This window comes from Thermonema sp., from assembly GCF_026003375.1.
In the GTDB taxonomy this organism is placed as follows: domain Bacteria; phylum Bacteroidota; class Bacteroidia; order Cytophagales; family Thermonemataceae; genus Thermonema; species Thermonema rossianum.
This window is the reverse complement of record NZ_BPHD01000001.1, coordinates 340,188-358,061: the sequence shown is the minus strand read 5'-3', so window position 1 is coordinate 358,061 and position 17,874 is coordinate 340,188. Positions and strand designations below refer to the sequence as shown.

Here is a 17,874-nt window from a genome sequence, read left to right as displayed (position 1 = left end):
TTAACATGAATATACAAATTCAAAAGATAACATCCAAATTTTTTCCGGATTTTTTTCAAAATCACACATTTACGTGCCGTTCGGCATGGTAAGAAGAACGCACCAATGGACCTGACTCCACGTATTTAAAACCTTTCTTCAGCCCTACTTCCTCATACATTTTAAATTTCTCGGGGTGCACATATTCTACTACTTCAAGATGCATTTTGGTAGGCTGCAAATACTGCCCGATGGTAAGAATATCTACTCCGCATTCCAAGAGGTCATCCATAATTTCAAATACTTCTTCATCGGTTTCACCCAAGCCTACCATGATGCCGGTTTTGGTGCGCTTGCCGTATTCTTTGATGCGGCGCAGCTGCTCCAAGCTGCGCTCATACTTGGCCTGCGGGCGCACTCTGCGATAAAGGCGCTTGACCGTTTCCATATTGTGAGACACCACTTCCTGCCCTGCTTCTATCATGCGGTACAGGGCATCCCATGAGCCTCTTACATCGGGGATAAGCGTTTCTATGGTTGTCTCGGGTGACACCTCCTTGATAGCACGCACGGTGCGGTACCATATTTCAGCCCCGCGGTCTTTGAGCTCGTCACGATTGACCGAAGTAATGACAGCATGCTTCACGCCCATAAGCTTGACAGCTTCTGCCACCCGGCGCGGCTCGTCTTCATCATATTCATTTGGACGCCCGGTTGCCACAGCACAAAAAGTGCAGCTGCGTGTACATACATTACCCAAAATCATGAAGGTAGCCGTGCCTGCTCCCCAGCACTCGCCCATATTGGGGCAATTGCCGCTTTCGCAGATAGTATGCAATTTGTATTTATCAACCAACTGACGAACATGCAGGTAGTTCTTCCCCGTAGGTAATTTAACACGCAACCAAGAGGGTTTTTTTCTTCGCTCGGAAGGTACAACAGGTAATTCTATCATAGCCTTAAATCTTATCGTTTGGAAGTGCAAGTTTACAAATAAACAAGCAGAAGCCAAGAATGGTTTAGGCTTTATTTACGCCCGCCAAAGAAAAAACTCAGATAAGCAGCATTATATACCGAGCTATTCTCCACACTGCCATTGCTGTCTTGCAAGATGGTAATGGTGCGGTCGAAGGCTTCGAGCAAAAAGCCTGCTTCGATGCCTGTAAGGTTCGACTGAAAAGCGCCCACTTCAAAACTCATGGCCAAGCGCAAATGCAGCCCCAAAGCTATATCGCTTTGCCCAAAACCACTAAAGAAACTTCCTCTTCCGGCAATGCGATTGGGATTGGTATGTATATTCGGGTCGTAGCGTTCTTCTCTAATTTGCGGTATGATGCCATCCGGCGAATAATCGTATAGTATCATGTAGGGCTTAATGACGGCAATGGAAGGACCGGCAGCCAGCACTACATCTACCTGCACGCCTTCGTTGGGTGCCTTACGAAACAGAATCAAGTCTTTGCCATACTCCGGGCGTATGCTAAAGAGATAATTTACCTTGCCATATACGAAAGCATTGCCCTGACCAAAGGGGTTTTGCACTTTGCGCTCTTTGGGGTGCTTAATACCGGCTATTTCCAGCCCCCATATATTGTTTACACGCGCTGTTTTCACCTTGCCGTAACGGAAATAAACGCCGGAAGGGAAGCCGCCGTTTGAGGCTATATTCAATCCAAAGGCATATTCACGCGTGTAAGCATCTTCAAAAACGCTTTGTGCTTGTGTTGTTTGCAAAGCAACACAAAAGGCAAAACAAAGAAAAGGAAAAAAGACGAAGCGCATCGTAAAATATTGTTTTACAGTGTGGTAAACAAATACCCGGTGTACTGTACAAATCTAACAAAAAATAGCGCGAAAACAATTCAAAACACTGAATACTTTACTGCTTTTCCAAGTATTAGGTATTATACTTTTTTTTAAATAGCTTGGGTTTGTGTTTTCATAGCCGAGCAATGAAAGAAGCCAAACTTATTTGCTTGCAAAGCGGGAAAGAATACCCCGCCGACATGCCTCTATGGTGCAGCGAAGAGGGCAGCGTTCTTGACCTGCATTTTTCGCCCCGCTTCCCATTGGAGCGCATCGGCAAGCGGCCCAAAACGCTCTGGCGCTATTGGGAAGCGCTGCCTATTGAACATCCTTCATCGGTGGTAAGCCTTTCGGAAGGTGCCACTCCCATGCACGACATAGAGCTGGAAGGCAAAGCGCTGAAAGTAAAAATAGAATACATGAACCCCACCGGCTCATTCAAAGACCGGGGCACAGCCGTATTGGTAAGCAAACTGAAAGAGTGGGGCGTGCGTCGTGTGGTAGAAGACTCATCAGGCAATGCGGGGGCTTCGCTGGCTGCCTACTGCGCCAAAGCCGGTATTGCCTGCGACATATTCGTGCCGGCCGATACCTCGCCGGCTAAAATCACGCAAATCAAACTGTATGGTGCCAAAGTGCATTTGGTGAAAGGCACACGCGACGAGGTAGCACAAGCCGCCTACTCCTTTGCTCAACAGTACCATTATGCCAGTCACGTATGGCACCCTTTCTTTTTTCAAGGCACAAAAACCTTTGCTTACGAAGTATGCGAACAACTGCATTGGCAAGCCCCTGACACAGTAGTTGTGCCGGCAGGCAACGGCTCTCTGCTTATCGGTTGTTATTTGGGATTCAGAGAGCTTAAACAAGCAGGCATTATCAGCAAGATGCCTAAACTCATTGGCGTGCAAGCTAAAAATTGCGCCCCTCTTTACGAAGCCTTTGTTCGCGGCGAAGCCTTCATACAGCCCCGCCCCGCAAAGAAGACCCTTGCCGAAGGCATGTCCGTAAACAACCCGCTGCGTGGCACCCAGATGCTGCAGTATGTAGAACTAAGCAAAGGCAAATTTATTGCCGTTGAAGAAACGGAAATAGTAGAGATGGTGAAGATACTTGCCCGGAAAGGCTATTTTGTGGAGCCCACCTGCGCAGCGGTAATTGCCGGTGCCCGGCGCTATCTGCTGCAAGAGGCACAAGAAGGCGAAACGGTAATCAGTGTACTCACTTCTACCGGCTTAAAAGCTGTTGATGCCATTCAAAAGATTATTCACTAACAGATACATGCAAGCCTGTCATCTGCTCACTGACTGCCCACAAGCGCTTGGCAAGCTCTATGTTTTGTGATTGGCGTGATGATATGGCCTCCTTTTTGTCTTTAAAATACTTGCCGGTAATGCCTTCCACTTCGGGGCTCAACGCCAAGTAAACGATGGTCTCTGCCCCTTTTTCCGGCGACTTGGCCATGATTTTTATCATCAAACGGGCAAAAAAGTTTAAATCCTGGAATATGTTGGTAGCTATAAAGCCGGGCATTAAAGCATTGGCTGTGATGCCTTCGTCCTGCAGACGGCGTGCCAGCTCTTTGGTGAAAAGAATATTTGCCAATTTAGACTGGCGGTAAGCTGCTATTCCATTATATTCCTTTTTCCGGAACTCTATATCATCGAAATCGATGCTTCCCTGGTGCAGGTCAGAGCTAACATTCACCACGCGCGCCCGCTCTGCCTTACGAAGCAAATCCAAAAGCAAGTTGGTCAGCAAGAAAGGCGCCAAATGATTGACTGCAAAAGTCAGCTCAATTCCATCTTTGCTTTCACGAAAACGTTGATTCCACACGCCTGCATTATTGATCAACACATCTATGTGCGGGTAAGTATTTTTCACATAAGCGGCAAATGCCCGGATAGACTCAAAGGAAGCAAGATCGCAAAACTGTAAATCGAAGCGTTCCGGTGCAATAGCCTCCAATTCTTTTTTTAAAGCAGTGGCTTTCTCTTCATTGCGATAGGGCAAAATCAAAAAATGCCCTTCTTGTAGTAACTTTTTGGCAGCAGCTTTGCCAATACCGGAAGTGGCACCGGTCAAAAGTATATTTTTTATCATAACTTTACACTCGTTAGTGAACAACTACCTTAGTTTTAGGGTACGACTTTTTTGGAAAAAAGTTAAAAAAGACTTTTAACAATGTAATTTTTTAATTAAAATTGCAAATTGATAAGATGCAATGTGCATGAATTTATTTCTCAATGACATTCCGGTATTTATTCGAGACCACAATACCGACCCTGACACCTCCGCTTTCGACCTAACCTTGCGCAATGCTTCAGCAGAAGAGACCCTTGCCCACAGGGGGCGTATATGTCTCATAGAGCCGTCTGTGGAAACTATTTTACAAATCATAGAACAGCTTGCAAAGGAATACAACCCCTTCATTTATTTTTTAGAAATACGCACGTCGAAGGCTGAAAAAGTACTTAAAACTTTAAAAAAGTATTTCCTTTATTTGAAAGCTGCCGGGGGTGTAGTCTATGCCCCCTCTTGTGCCTCTTTTTTGGTTATTAAGCGCTTGGGCAAGTGGGATATTCCCAAAGGAAAAATGGAAGAGGGCGAAAAGCCCGAAGAGGCAGCCCGCCGCGAGGTAGAAGAAGAGTCCGGCATACAGGCAGAAATAGAGGCATTCATATGCGATACTTACCATACCTATAAAATGGGCAGTCAAATCGTACTCAAACGAACTTACTGGTATCTTTTGAAAGCCGGCGAATGTTCACCACCTAAGCCACAAACGGAAGAGAGCATAGAAGAAGCCCTGTGGGTGCCCTATGAAGAAATTTCCAATTTTTTTCAACCTACTTATACTTCCATACGTTTCGTATGGGAGTGTGTAATAAAGCAAAAATTCAATCATATCAAATTATAATGCTTATGGAAGAGTTATACTCCCCCACGCTTATGCCGGTAAAAGAAAGTAGCTTGTCAGAAGAAGAGTTTCAAGCGTATCATGCCGCCGGGCGTTATGAAGAACTTGCCGCACTTATTATCGAAGACACCTTGGAAATGCTCAATGCCGGACCGGTAAACCCCTACCTGCGCCAGCAGGCCATTGAAGCGTGTGCCGAGGTATTGCGCCAACACCGCCACACAAGCTTTGAATCTTTTATGCGTGGTGTGCGCTCGGCTATAGGTGTTATTTTACTTTCCGACCACACCGACTTGCCCAATCGAATGCAAGTTGCTGTCTGATATAAACCCTTACTCCCAAAAGCAAGCAAGCGGTACTTTCCCCATGGACCGCTTGCTTTTTTCTTAGCTTCATAAAAATGTGGTATCTTTGAACACCAAAATGCACTTTATAAAGACAGCATTGAATAATTCAAAGAAAAATATCAATCCTATGACAACCAAAACCGTGTCGAAAGAGGTAGTAAAAGACTTATTGAAAAAATTTGAAGAAAAAGCACCGGAAATCGTTTTCGAATGGCACGATGCAGAAACCGGAGCTGAAGGATGGGTGGTTATCAATTCATTGCGAGGAGGCGCTGCCGGCGGTGGCACCCGCATGCGCAAAGGGCTAAATAAAAGGGAAGTGGAGTCACTGGCCAAGACCATGGAAGTAAAATTTACTGTTTCCGGACCACCTATCGGGGGCGCCAAGTCAGGCATCAACTTTGACCCCGCTGACCCCCGCAAGGAAGAAGTGCTGCGACGCTGGTATAAAGCCGTGTTTCCTTTGTTAAAAAACTACTATGGCACAGGGGGCGACTTGAACGTGGACGAAATTCATGAGGTAATTCCCATCACCGAATCCTATGGCTTGTGGCACCCGCAAGAAGGGATAGTCAATGGGCATTTTCAACCTACCAAGCCGGTAAAAATCAAAAAGATAGGCAATCTTCGCCAAGGCGTTTCCAAAGTGATTGAAGATCCGCGCTTCACGCCTTCTACCGGGAAGAAGTACACAGTAGCCGATATGATTACCGGCTATGGTGTTGCCGAAGCCGTCCGCCACTTCTACGACCTTTGGGGCGGCGAAATACAAGGCAAACGTGCCATTATTCAGGGCTGGGGCAATGTAGGTGCTGCCGCTGCCTTGTATCTTGCCGAAATGGGGGTTCGTATCGTGGGCATCATAGACAAGGACAACGGCTTGCTGGCACCCGACGGTTTGAGCCCTGAAAGGGTCAAAGAACTGTTTGTTCAGCGCAAGGGCAACGCTTTGGTTGCTGCCGACATGATACCCTTTGCCGAAGCCAATGCACACATTTGGGACATAGGCGCAGAAGTTTTTGTACCGGCCGCGGCTTCGCGCTTGGTACAAAAAGAGCACCTCGATCGTATGATTGCCGCCGGGGTGGAGGTTATTTCTTGTGGCGCAAACGTGCCTTTTGCTGATGAAGAAATATTTTACGGTCCTATTGCCCAATATGCCGATGAGCGTGTGTCGGTGATTCCTGACTTCATCGCCAACTGCGGCATGGCGCGTGTGTTTGCTTATTTGATGACCTATGAGGATGAAGTGCTCACCGATGAAGCTATTTTTGCAGACACCTCACAAACCATACGCCAAGCACTTGAACGCATCCGGGAACAGCAGGACAAACCCACAGAGCTTTCGGCAAAAGCTTTTGAAATAGCACTGCAAAAACTGTTATAACTTTTTTCGTATCAGAAACTTTGACAGCATGGCTGGCAATTTGTCAGCCATCTTTTTTTGTTAACTACCTATGAGCAAACCAGTTGCAAAATCACCTCCGAGAATAAAGAACTATAGGCACTGCTTTTGCTTTTTCTTTATGTAAAAAAGCTTTATTTTCGGTATAAAATCATCAATTGAATAGTTTAAAAACAACAATAACTATGACAACATCAAACAACAAGGAGCTTCGGGAATTATTCGAAGAGTTAGCAGCAGGTAATAAATTTGAAAATAAATTCTTAGAAGAGCGCAAAGTCTTTTTGTGGGGTCCTGTTACCGACCAATCGGCCAAGTATGTGGTGGAGCGCCTGTTGTACCTCGACAGCATGGAGCCGGGCAAAGAAATCACCCTGCTTATCAACAGCCCCGGCGGGGTTGTTACCTCCGGCATGATTATTTACGACACTATGCAAATGATACAATCGCCGGTAGCCACCGTTTGTATGGGCTTGGCTGCTTCCATGGGTTCCATTCTGCTATCGGGGGGCACCAAAGGGCGACGCTTCATTTTCCCTCACGGGCGCGTGATGATACACCAGCCCAGCATAGGCGGCGTGGTGCAAGGACAAGCCAGCGACATTGCCATTACGGCTAAGGAAATCTTAAAAACCAAAGAATTAGGTGCCAAAATATTGGCTGAAAACTGTGGGCACAGCGTGGAAAAAATCATGAAGGATTTTGACCGCGACTATTGGATGAATGCCGAGGAATCGGTAGCTTATGGTATTGTGGACAAAATCATAGATAAGTTTGAATGGTAAAAGTGAAAGAAAGCACATCCGAAAAAGAAAGACGCCGGGAGTCCGGGCTTGACCCTAAAGCAAGCCCGGAACGGGGCGTTTTTAGTGCCAATACCCACCAAGCGTCGTATCCGGACAAGCGCCTGAGCACCATCATTGACCAAAGCCGGTATATCAGCCGGGATTTGAGCTGGCTCAAATTCAATGAGCGGGTGTTGGACCAGTGCCGCAGCAGCCGCCGCAATCTGTTCGAAAAACTCAAGTTTTTAGCCATCACGGCTTCCAACTTAGACGAGTTCTTCACCATACGCGTCGGAAGCCTTTATAACTACCTGGATTACGACAAAGAGCGCCTGGATTATTCAGGCTTGCGGGAACGCCCCTTCCGTGCCACTTTGCTTAGCAAGGCGCAAGAGTTTGTCAAAGAGCAATACAAGGTATTTACAGACCTCAAGCAACAATTTAAGCGCAATGGTTTTTGTATTGTCAACAACCTTGACAGCCTGAAAGCAGAAGAGCAGGAAGAAATACGCAACTATTTCGAGCGGACGCTCTATCCCATGCTCACCCCCATGGTCTTCGACAGCTTTCACGCCTTCCCTATTCTTCGTCCGCAGTCGCTTATTTTTGGCGTGGTCACCATCAACCCTCAATCGGAAAAGCGCGCCAGAAAAGCTTCTTTCATTCAGGTGCCCCAAAACCTGCCCCGCTTCTATACCATAGAAAGAGGCAACGAGCTTCTTTTTATACCCATAGAGGAAATCATTCGCAAACATATTCATGTACTTTACCGGAATGTAGAGATTCTGTCGGCCAACACTTTTCGCATTACCCGCAATGGTGACTTCACACTCGATGAAAGCGATGACATGGAAGCCGATTTCATCGAGGAGGTAAGGCAAAAGCTCAAAACCCGCCGTACCGGGCGCGTGGTACGCCTGGAAATACAACCCGGATTTTCCGAGTGGTTGTTAAACATACTCACCAACCGTTGGGACATAGACCATTACAATATTTTTGAAATCAGTGAGCTCATCGACCTTACGGCACTTTGGGAAATCATCAAACACCCCGATTTCAAAACCAAATTACCGGCTTTCCCTGCGCCGGTATTGCCGCTGGGCATTCATCAAAACGAACGCGAGGCTGATATTTTTGAACTTATTCGCCAAAAAGACATCTTGCTGCACCACCCCTATAACTCCTTTGAATGGGTGTTGCGCTTGCTTGAAGATGCAGCCGAAGACCCGAACGTGCTCTCCATTAAAATGACCATTTACCGGCTCTCGCGGCACTCGCGGGTCACAGAAGCTTTATTGAAGGCTGCTGAAAATGGAAAACACGTTTCAGCATTGTTCGAGCTGAAGGCGCGCTTTGACGAGGAAAACAACATACGCGAAGCGCAGCGCTTGCAAAAGGCCGGCTGTTATATTGTGTATGGCATCGGGGGGTATAAAACACACACCAAGTTGTTGCAGATTGTACGCAAAGAAGGCAATGAGGTGCGGCGCTATGTACATGTGGCAAGTGGGAATTACAATGAAGACACGGCACGCCTTTATACCGACATAGGCCTGCTGAGTGCCAACGAAACCTATGCGCAAGACGTATCGGAGTTTTTCAATGCTATTACGGGGCACTCTATTCCGGATGCCTACCAATATCTGATCACATCGCCGCGCGATATGCGCCAGGCGCTCATTCAGCTCATCAGGCAAGAAGCAGACAACGCCAAGCAAGGCAAGCCAAGTGGTATTTGCATTAAAATAAACTCGCTGGAAGACCGAATTGTTATCGATGAGTTGTATGCTGCTTCACAGGCAGGCGTACCCATTAAGTTGATTGTGCGGGGCATTTGCTGCTTACGTCCCCAACGTGCCGGTTTGAGTGATAACATAGAGGTGCGCTCCATCGTGGGCGATTACCTGGAGCACTCCCGCCTCTACTATTTCCATAATGCAGGCGATCCACTTATTTACGGCGGCAGTGCCGACGTCATGGTGCGCAGCTTTGAACGGCGCATAGAGTCGCTCTTTTTAATTGTGGACCCTCTGGCCAAGCAGCAAGCCATTCATATATTGGCTTCTTGTTGGCGCGACAACGTCAATGCTTACGAAATGCAGGAAGACGGTACCTACACCAAGATAATGCCGAAGCAAGGCGAGCGCCTGTTCAATGTACACAAAGAGTTTTACCGTGTTAGCGAAAAAGCTGTTGCGCAAGCCCGTTTGTTCGACTGATGTTTCACCCTAAATGCCATAAACCATGCGCTATCATCATGCAGTTTTATTTTCCTTGCTTCTCAGCATAGGGCTGGTTGCCTGCGACCAAAAGGAGTCGTCCGAAGAGGCCGGTAACGGCTTAAAGCAAGAAGAAGTAAGCACACAGGGCACCGCCATTCCCAAACAAAGCCCGGTAGAACAAGTGGCGGTTCAGGATGCAGAGGGGAATACGGTCTTTGAAATAAAATTCGACCAAAACGGCGGCTTTACGCTAAAAGTGGACAACAACCGTACGATTGAAGCCCGTGCCAAAAGCCGGGAAAAGCGCATCTACAGCACCGACGGGTATGATTTCATTGAGGTAAAAGCCTATGAAGACGGCAAATTCAAGCTAAAAACCACCAATGGTCAACTGCTATGGAAAGTAAAACTTTATGATGATAAAGTAAAAATAAGTGACAATGAAGAAAACGAAAACCCTTACGAAATCAAACGAAAAGAAAGCGGTAAAATAAAGGTATATCATCAAGGTAAGGAAATTTGCGAAGCGGTTCAAAAAGGCGAGCAGGTGGTTGTCAAAGCCGGTGACAAAGAGGTATTGCGTATTCCTGCCAAACAAAACTCCATGGGCTATGCCATTCTGGGCGTTCAACAAATTCCTTTTGATGAACGCTATGTGCTTATGGCTGAGCTCTTAACAAGGGGGCTATAATAGCCCTGCGATTTTCACATTTAGAAGAGGCATCCGCGCGGATGCCTCTTCTATTTAGCGCAACAGGTGCAACCATCCCCGGCACTCTTTGCCATTGGGTGCTAAGGTATAAAAGAAGTACACGCCTGCCGGCAGGTCGCTGCCGCCCCAGTCGTTTTGGTAATTGGCACTTTCATACACCACTTTTCCCCAACGATTCACCACCTGTAGCCTCGCCCCCGCTTCGGGCAATACAAACACATCATTGATACCATCACCATTGGGCGTAATGACATTGGGCGGCACCGGCTTTTCTTCCAACTGAATAGACTGTTTTAGCTTTGCGACACAATCACCGGTATCGACCAGCAGAAGAATGTCATAAGTGCCACCTTGAGTATAGAAATACACATCAGGGGCAGCCCCTTCGAGTATGCTGCCATCGCCCATTTGCCAGCGGTAAGTATAGGAATCCAAGCCGCCCACCGCTCTCAAGCGAATGCCGTCAGTCATGGCACATGAAGGAACCCTTTCAACTTCTATGCTTACCGGCTCAAAAGGCAATATTTCCACCCGGACGCTGTCGCGGTACTCACAACCTGCTTTGTCACGCATCAGCACGTAATAAGTAGTTGACTGCAAGGGAAAAGCCAAAGGGTTGGCTATCGTAGGGTCTGAAAGTCCCTCGGCGGGTGACCATTCATAGGTGTCGGCACCGGCAGCCAGCAGTTGCACCGTATCGCCATAGCAAATGCTAACATCATCACTGACAGTAAAAGGGGGGAAAACTATTTCGACGGTCTGCGAAGCACGTGCCACCTTGGCACAGGACGAAAAGTTAATCACCGTCAGATTGACGGTGTACACCCCTTCTTCGGTAAATTCATAAAAGAAGTCGGCTTCGCCGCTTTGTGTGTATATTTTGTTTCCAAGTGCGTCGTAAATATCCCAGACAAAGGTTTCTGCCCCTATGGCTTGGTAATCGAAGAACAGGCGGCGCGCGCATACCTTATCGCCGCTGTTCACCACGCTAAAACCTAAAGCCGGGTTTTGTATTTCGAAAGTAGCTTCGAGGTCCAATGTGAATTTAAACACGGCATTGTTGCAGTTGTAAGAATTATTGTTGGCAGACCATGCCCCTTCGGTCACCGGGAAGCCATTGGTGCCGCCACAAGAAGCACAAACGGCATGGTAAATGGTACCGCTTTTGCTAAATCGACTGGTGCCGCCATCTACATGATCGCCGCGCTCGTTGGGGCTGTCTTCGCCAAAGAAGGTAGCGTATAACAAGCTTTTGGCATCTTTTTCCAGTACTGCAATATAAAAATCATTGCCATTGACCGTGGTTCGACGGTAGGCATCGAAAGTAGTGGGCAAATTTTCGGTACTGCTCGATGCATTATTGTTGATGCCTCCATTGACAGCCCGGTTGATGGCACCGCCCCAGCCGGCGAAGTAAATATTTCCACAGTCATTTTCCGTTACCACCGAAAAAGCCGTTGGCGAAATATCGGGCGCACCATCGCCCGAGCCCACGGTCGTACTCCAAACAGAAGAGCGCAGGTCGGCAGCCAGCTTATGCACAAACTGCCCGCTGCCGGGCACCGCATACACCCCTGCCGATACAGGATAATTACCATAAGTTTGCCCGAAAGCATATACCTGCCCTTGTGCGTCGGTATCTACAAAGAAAACCATGTCGGCGGCAGCGGTGCCCAAATAAGTAGTCTGCAGCCAAGTGCCATCGGGCAAGAAGCGCGCCACAAAACCGTCATCGCTGCCTTGCGCAGCAGAAAGATAGGCATTGGCGGTATTGGGCAGGTCGGCGCTGGTAGTTCCTCCGCCAACATACAAATCGCCGTTGGGGGCTTCCCGCACCGAAAGCGCCATATCTACCCCACTGCCTCCTACGTAATGCCCCCAAATCAACTGAAGGTTACTGTCCAACTTCAAGAACAAACCATCCTGGGCACCGTTCAGGCTGCCGGTGACTCCGGCAATGGTCGCCGAGCGTGTGGTTGAAGCAATATACAAGTTGTTGTTGGCATCTGCGTAAATATCGCCGCGGAACTCGTCGCCGTAGTTATGAATATAAGTGCCTGCGCTGTAAAGTTTGATGCCATCATTGTTGCTTCCGCCTATCAAAGTAGATACCTTTAAGTTCCCGTCAAAGCCCAGTTTCATTACAAAAATATCACTGCCGTTGGCGTAACTGTTGCCCAAAACGCTACTGACAGGTACCCCGCCATGAAAAGTAGAACCGTCGGTCGTGGGAAAGTTGGTAGAGCTGGTAGTGCCCAAAATTACCAAATCGCGGTTATGATCGACCACCAAGCTGTGGGGCACCTCCGAGCTGCTGCCACCTATGAGCGCAATGTATTCGAGCTGTGTGCCGGTAGGATTGTACTTGAAAATCACCACGTCGGTCACCAGAGGAAAGTTGGCGGAAGTGCCGCCCGGTCCTATGGTAAAGATACCCGGGGGATTGGGAAAGTTGCTGCCGTAGGCAGTGCCACCCGAGTATAAGAACCCTTCTTCATCGTAGGTAGCCGTGTTCCCCCAGTTGTCAGAAGCAGCCCCCGAATAGGTAGAAAACACCAATTCAGGGTCTATCACTACCGTTGCAGAGGGGTCGTAGTCTTCGAGGATGAACTTAAGCGTATTTTTCTTCAAGGCATAACGCGCCTTTAGAGGCTTCTTTTGCCCGTCTTTGAGTTGATACACCACGGGTGCCAGCTCCAAAGCCTCTCCAAAGATGGTTTTAATAGCCAGATGCCCTTCTTTTGTAATGCGCAAGCCCTGTGTATAAGCATATTCTAAACGAATATCAGCCGGTTTTGCCCCCGGATGAAGCCAAAGCTCGTATTTTATATGCCCTTCGGGGGTGGTCAGCAGGCGCAGGTCTATACGGTCATACACATTAGCAAAACGAAGTCCGGAACAAGCGCTGCTTTCTATGCGCCGCACCTGAGACGCCGCCCCTTGCTCTTCGCCCGGCAGAAAGTATTTTACAGGAAGTTGCCGGCTGCTTTCATCACAAGAAGGCAGCACCTTGTTTGCACCTTTAAAACGAATTACATAACTATGCACCTGCAAAGCCTGCTGCGGTGCTGTCCATTGGGCCGGTCGCTCGCCGTGCTTGAGCGATGCCACCCGTTCAGCATCATACCAAGAAAACTGCAGGCTATCGGCATACACGAAGAGGAAGCCGCCGGGCAAGTCTGCTCTATAAAGCACTTCAGCTGCCCATTGCCCGGCATTGCGCACAAAAGCCGGGCGCTGCGACCGCTGCGCCCGGACGCCCGATATGACAAGAATATACAACAGCAAAAGGCAGATGCGTAAAATAACATTCATAGGCATGGGGTTTCCAAAAACAAATGCATTAAAAATTTACTCAAAAAAGTTTGAATATTTTATTTTTTGGGCAAAAGCTTTTTATTTTCTAAAAAAGAAAACAGCAGAATGTCTGAATCGAAACCAAAAAACGGTAGCATACTGATAGCCAAGCCCTTTCTGGGGGACCCTAACTTTGAGCGCACGGTAGTGCTGATTTGTGAATACCAAGAACACGGCACTTTTGGTTTGGTACTCAACCAAACGACCAACCTGCATTTAAGTGATGTGCTGGACGACATCTATGCCGGCGACATTCCACTTTTTATTGGCGGCCCGGTAGAACAAAACACCCTGCATTTTGTGCATCGCGCAGGCGCTATCATCCCCGAATCGGTGCAATTGCAAGAGGATTTGTACTGGGGCGGCGATTTTGAAGTGGTCAAAAGCTTACTAAATACCGGACAACTGCCGGCACAGGACATTCGTTTCTTTTTGGGGTACTCGGGCTGGTCACCGGGTCAACTCGATGCCGAAATAGAGCAAGACACATGGATTGTAACCGAGTGTGCCACCCCATTGCTTTTTGATACGCCCCCGGGCGAACTATGGCGTACCATCCTGCGCAACATGGGGGGCGAATACCGCATTATTGCGAATTATCCGATTGATCCTCGTCTAAACTAAACTCACCGCTGATGACCTTTGCCAAATATTCGCAATGACGAGCAAAGGCATTGTAGCCTTTCTTGGTGAGCCGGTAAGTGGTCAGCGGGCGGCGCCCAACAAAGCGCTTGTCTGTTTCGATATACCCCCGCTCTTCCAACAAAATGGTATTGCTTGACAAGTTGCCATCTGTCAGTCCCAGGGCTTCTTTCATTTCATTGAAAGTGAGCCCCGGTTTTTTCATGAGCGCCGCCATGATGGCCAGACGGTATTTGTTTTCCAGCAGCTTATCAATATAAGGCAGTATTTCCTTCATTTTTCACTTTACCTTTGAGATACAAAGTAAAGTTAATCAAAAAGAAGATACAACAGCAAACTTTTTTCAAAAAAATAAAGCTCCCGCCACAGGAGCTGCACAGCAACATAAAGCCGGGTGTTTATCAGTACTTATCACCTCCGAAATACTTTTCTTCAAGCACGTCAGCCATTTCAGCCACTTCCCAAACAATATCAGCCATTTCATCGACCGAAGTCACATGCTCTGCCAGGGGAGCAGCCTGCACAATGAGCGTTTCACAAGGCGAGCCATCCGTTTGTTTGTCGTCTATAATGGTAATGGTGGCACTATTGGCAAAGCCGGCCTCCCTCACTATTTTTTTCAAATTCACCTGCGAATGATAGGTGCCCACCTTGCTGTTGAAATAAAAGCAGTCACGTCCTTTGGAACGCCCCTTCACCATCCATGCATAAACAAACTGATAGCGGTTCACTCCGCCTTTGGTAACAAAAGGGATATCGAGCGCATACACACCGGGCGAGATTTCTTTTATTTGGGCATTGAAGCGCTTGGCTACCTCTCTTATGGCATTATTGAAATCCAACATAGTTGAGTGCGTTTAATTGTTTTTGAAATATAAAAATAAAATGCATATAAACGGGCTGAAGCTGCTTTTCCATGCAGTATTTTTAATTTTTCAGCCAGTATTCAGGGTGCACCTCCCCTTCCAACACCCGCTCAAGCGCCGGGTCCTTGCTCAATTCAGGGAAGAAATCCAAGCCGGTTTGCGCTTCCACCTCGTCGATGCTTACCACATAGTCCATAAAATCATCCTTCAAGTTTTTGCTGTTGGGCATAATGAAAGCAATGGCTTTTATTTCCGGCTCACGCATATCCAGAATAACCTTATAATAGGCTTTGGGCACCGATATTTTAGTATGCTTCCCTATCTTACGCGGCCGCTTGCTAAGAATAGGTCCTGTGACGATATAGAGCGTTTTGTCGCGACGCACCCAACGCCGGCACTGCTCTTCCAACTCCCGCCATATGCCCCGGTTGAGCTCCGGCGTTTGCGGTGCTATGTTACTCATGAGAAAAGTTTCCTCATAGGCTTGTCTGTCAAATTCAAAATCGGCTGCCGCTGCCAAATGCCCCCTGTCATAGCCGCTGCGTGTATAATCGGAAGAGTGCGCGGTACCGGTAGATACCGCAGGGTCGGGCGAAAAGTTATTCAAGCGTTCCAGGTTACCCTCCAACTCTTTATAATCCAAGCGGTAAGCCACCCAACGGGGCAACTCATGCGCTTCGTCATAGCAAAGCGTAAAGGCTTTATGGCGCACGACGGTACAGTTAGACACGGGCGCCGGAAATGCGAAGTCTTCATCCAAAACCCATATTTCCGCTTGCTCTTTGCCGGTAGCGGACGGCACCCCTGTTTCTTGTTCAGACGGTACCGGCTCCTGCCCGTCGTCGGAAGACTGCCTCACCGCCTTGGTGTGCTTCAGCAAATCTGCCAAGGGGGGCGTATCCGAATTGGGGAAATATTCGTATTTAACAGTGTAGAGTGTTTTTGCCCATGAGCTGCCGGCAAAAGGTCGCAAAAATAAACCTACTTTTTCATGCGGCAAAAACACATAAAGAATGACTGCCAGTATAATAACGAACCCCCAAAAACGGGGCGCACGCAACAAACGCCCCAACAGTTGATGAAGCACATTGGTGTTTCTTCTTTTCCTTCTCATAAAGTATTGATTTTAAACTATATTTTTCACTAAAAAAATGCGACAGGCGCAGACATACGTAAAACTACAACTTAGACACAAGAAATGAAAAAATAGCTCGTTTTGTTTATGCATGAAATTTGTGCATAATTTTGCAAGAACATTAAAACCAATTTGTCCTATGAAGAAAAACATCTTAATGCTTGTTCTCATGCTGTGGAGTGCAGGTGCTTGGGCACAAGAAATTGCTACCCGCACTTTGACCACCTTTTCACAAGTGGAAGTAGATGGTGATTTCACTGTCATACTGCGCGCCGGTAACAAAGAAGAAGCGCGCATAGAGTCCCGGGGCATTCCTTTGGACGACATCAAAATTTACGTTAAAGGCAACCGCCTGTACATCAAAAGAAAAACCAGCCTCAAACGTCTGAGCGACGACTCCAAGACAAGCATTACCGTTACCTTTACCAAGCTTACGGACGTAGTCAATAGCGGCAGCTCCGACGTATTGATTGAAAGCAAATTAGAAGGCAAAAGCTATTTTATCGAAAATAAAGGAAGTGGTAAAGTAGAAGCCAGCTTCCTTTGCGAAAAGCTTAGTATCAAGCAAGTAGGAAGCGGTGAAATTGTATTGCACGGCGGCACCGACAAGCTGGAAATAGAATTGCGCGGCTCCGGCAACGTAGAAGCCTACGATTTACAAGCAGCTTCTGCCGACATAAGCATACTGGGCAGCGGCGATGCCAAAGTAACAGTCACCGACAATATAGACGCCAAAATTACCGGCTCAGGCGACATTTATTACAAAGGGCGCCCCGAGCGTGTACAAGTACAAAGCTTGGGTTCAGGCACTGCCAAGGCAGTAAAAGAATAAAACGCCATACTTAGTTAGAAGGCAACAAGCCGCAAGCCCCGCCCCGGCAAAGATGGGCGGGGCTTGTGTTTTGCAGCGGACCTGCAGCCTCAGCGCTTGTCCAATTCACCAAACACTTTTTGTAAAAGCGGAGTAATACGGGCAGTAGCTTGTTCGCGTATTTTAAGCTCTTCTTCTGCCACTTTCACAAACAAACCATAGAGTGCCCGCTCCGTTACATAACGGGATACGTCCTCGGGGACAGTTTTCGAAGCTCCCACGGTACTACCCAAGGGCGATGCTGCCAATTGATTGTAAGGCTGTGCCAGTGCCTGCCATGCTTGTTGTGCCCCCACTTTTTCCATGGCTTCCCTGATTTGCGGGTAATAAGCTTCGAATAAACGGTCATAGGTTTTTGCCCGCAAATATTGTGTAGCTGCATCTGCTTTGCCAAATAAAATATTGCGTGCATCTACGATGGTCATTTGCTTGATGGCATCTACAAAAATGGGCTTGGCTTGCTTGGCTGCTTCTTCAGCCGCACGATTCATCTTCAACACCACCTTATCGATAAGTGCCTGCCCTTGTGGTACGTGGCGCACAATCACCGACTCCACCTCTTGGGCTTCGGGGGGCAACAATATCTTGATGGAAGGGTTGCCATAATAACCATTTTCTTTCATCAGCTGCTCCACGCCTTTTGAGATACCCACTTCGAGGGCTTCTTTCAAGCCGGCGGCTATCTCTTGTTCGGTAAGCGGCTGTTGTCCTATTCCCTCCCAGCCGTCTATTTGGGTACTGATACCCTGCAAAGTAGCACAAGCACTCACTCCCAAAAATACAGCGGCTAAGAGAACATGGATTACTGTTCGTTGCATATTGAAGCG

Annotated in this window: 17 protein-coding genes; 9 read left to right on the top strand and 8 right to left on the bottom strand. The window is 47.7% G+C overall.

Features of this window, described 5'->3' with window-relative positions; translation table 11 throughout:
* Positions 1-61: 61 nt before the first annotated feature.
* The gene (gene lipA / locus QVE43_RS01610; protein WP_038029732.1) at positions 62-934 is read right to left on the bottom strand and encodes a lipoyl synthase; all 873 of its coding nucleotides are present in this window, start codon (positions 932-934) and stop codon (positions 62-64) included.
* Between the two features lie 71 nt (positions 935-1,005).
* Complete coding sequence (locus QVE43_RS01605; RefSeq protein ID WP_051633109.1) at positions 1,006-1,761, bottom strand: hypothetical protein; 756 nt, start codon at positions 1,759-1,761, stop codon at positions 1,006-1,008.
* A 170-nt stretch (positions 1,762-1,931) separates the two neighbouring features.
* On the opposite strand from QVE43_RS01605, the gene thrC reads away from it, so the two are divergent.
* Positions 1,932-3,059: a threonine synthase gene (gene thrC / locus QVE43_RS01600; protein WP_288003992.1), complete on the top strand. Its 1,128-nt coding sequence runs from the start codon at positions 1,932-1,934 to the stop codon at positions 3,057-3,059.
* On the opposite strand, the gene QVE43_RS01595 is transcribed toward thrC, so the two are convergent.
* Positions 3,049-3,888 carry an SDR family oxidoreductase gene (locus QVE43_RS01595; protein ID WP_288003991.1) on the bottom strand — a complete coding sequence of 280 codons (840 nt, stop codon included), beginning with the start codon at positions 3,886-3,888 and terminating at the stop codon, positions 3,049-3,051. The two genes, thrC and QVE43_RS01595, sit on opposite strands and share 11 nt — an antisense overlap.
* Before the next feature lie 127 nt (positions 3,889-4,015).
* Between QVE43_RS01595 and QVE43_RS01590 the strand changes: the two genes are divergently transcribed.
* The 6 genes from QVE43_RS01590 to QVE43_RS01565 all read left to right on the top strand — a co-directional run bounded on the left by QVE43_RS01590 (position 4,016) and on the right by QVE43_RS01565 (position 10,155).
* On the top strand, positions 4,016-4,705 hold the full coding sequence (locus tag QVE43_RS01590; RefSeq protein WP_288003990.1) for an NUDIX hydrolase: 690 nt from the start codon (positions 4,016-4,018) through the stop codon (positions 4,703-4,705).
* Between the two features lie 5 nt (positions 4,706-4,710).
* Entirely contained in the window at positions 4,711-5,028 is a 318-nt protein-coding gene (locus QVE43_RS01585; RefSeq protein ID WP_288003989.1) for a hypothetical protein, read from the top strand.
* Positions 5,029-5,179: 151 nt separating this feature from the next.
* The gene (locus QVE43_RS01580) at positions 5,180-6,439 is read left to right on the top strand and encodes a Glu/Leu/Phe/Val dehydrogenase dimerization domain-containing protein (RefSeq protein WP_288003988.1); all 1,260 of its coding nucleotides are present in this window, start codon (positions 5,180-5,182) and stop codon (positions 6,437-6,439) included.
* A 203-nt stretch (positions 6,440-6,642) separates the two neighbouring features.
* Entirely contained in the window at positions 6,643-7,242 is a 600-nt protein-coding gene (locus QVE43_RS01575) for a ClpP family protease (RefSeq protein WP_038029722.1), read from the top strand.
* Entirely contained in the window at positions 7,236-9,461 is a 2,226-nt protein-coding gene (ppk1, locus tag QVE43_RS01570; RefSeq protein WP_288003987.1) for a polyphosphate kinase 1, read from the top strand. The genes QVE43_RS01575 and ppk1 overlap by 7 nt, the downstream gene beginning before the upstream one ends.
* A gap of 25 nt (positions 9,462-9,486) precedes the next feature.
* Positions 9,487-10,155, top strand: a complete 669-nt coding sequence (locus QVE43_RS01565) for a hypothetical protein (protein WP_288003986.1) — start codon at positions 9,487-9,489, stop codon at positions 10,153-10,155.
* A gap of 54 nt (positions 10,156-10,209) precedes the next feature.
* Here QVE43_RS01565 and QVE43_RS01560 read toward each other — a convergent pair whose 3' ends face one another.
* Positions 10,210-13,491, bottom strand: coding sequence for a gliding motility-associated C-terminal domain-containing protein (locus QVE43_RS01560; protein WP_288003985.1), 3,282 nt, complete (start codon positions 13,489-13,491; stop codon positions 10,210-10,212).
* A gap of 108 nt (positions 13,492-13,599) precedes the next feature.
* Between QVE43_RS01560 and QVE43_RS01555 the strand changes: the two genes are divergently transcribed.
* Positions 13,600-14,157 (top strand): YqgE/AlgH family protein, encoded by a 558-nt coding sequence (locus tag QVE43_RS01555; protein ID WP_038029896.1) that lies wholly within the window; start codon positions 13,600-13,602, stop codon positions 14,155-14,157.
* Here QVE43_RS01555 and QVE43_RS01550 read toward each other — a convergent pair.
* The 3 genes from QVE43_RS01550 to QVE43_RS01540 all read right to left on the bottom strand — a co-directional run bounded on the left by QVE43_RS01550 (position 14,120) and on the right by QVE43_RS01540 (position 16,155).
* The gene (locus QVE43_RS01550) at positions 14,120-14,452 is read right to left on the bottom strand and encodes a transcriptional regulator (RefSeq protein ID WP_038029718.1); all 333 of its coding nucleotides are present in this window, start codon (positions 14,450-14,452) and stop codon (positions 14,120-14,122) included. The genes QVE43_RS01555 and QVE43_RS01550 overlap by 38 nt on opposite strands.
* Positions 14,453-14,576: 124 nt before the next feature.
* Positions 14,577-15,020 carry a hypothetical protein gene (locus QVE43_RS01545; RefSeq protein ID WP_038029717.1) on the bottom strand — a complete coding sequence of 148 codons (444 nt, stop codon included), beginning with the start codon at positions 15,018-15,020 and terminating at the stop codon, positions 14,577-14,579.
* An 82-nt stretch (positions 15,021-15,102) separates the two neighbouring features.
* Positions 15,103-16,155, bottom strand: coding sequence for a DNA/RNA non-specific endonuclease (locus QVE43_RS01540; protein WP_288003984.1), 1,053 nt, complete (start codon positions 16,153-16,155; stop codon positions 15,103-15,105).
* A gap of 160 nt (positions 16,156-16,315) precedes the next feature.
* On the opposite strand from QVE43_RS01540, the gene QVE43_RS01535 reads away from it, so the two are divergent.
* On the top strand, positions 16,316-17,008 hold the full coding sequence (locus tag QVE43_RS01535; RefSeq protein WP_288003983.1) for a head GIN domain-containing protein: 693 nt from the start codon (positions 16,316-16,318) through the stop codon (positions 17,006-17,008).
* 89 nt (positions 17,009-17,097) lie between these two features.
* Here QVE43_RS01535 and QVE43_RS01530 read toward each other — a convergent pair whose 3' ends face one another.
* The gene (locus QVE43_RS01530; RefSeq protein WP_288003982.1) at positions 17,098-17,865 is read right to left on the bottom strand and encodes a DUF4197 domain-containing protein; all 768 of its coding nucleotides are present in this window, start codon (positions 17,863-17,865) and stop codon (positions 17,098-17,100) included.
* Between the last annotated feature and the right edge of the window lie 9 nt (positions 17,866-17,874).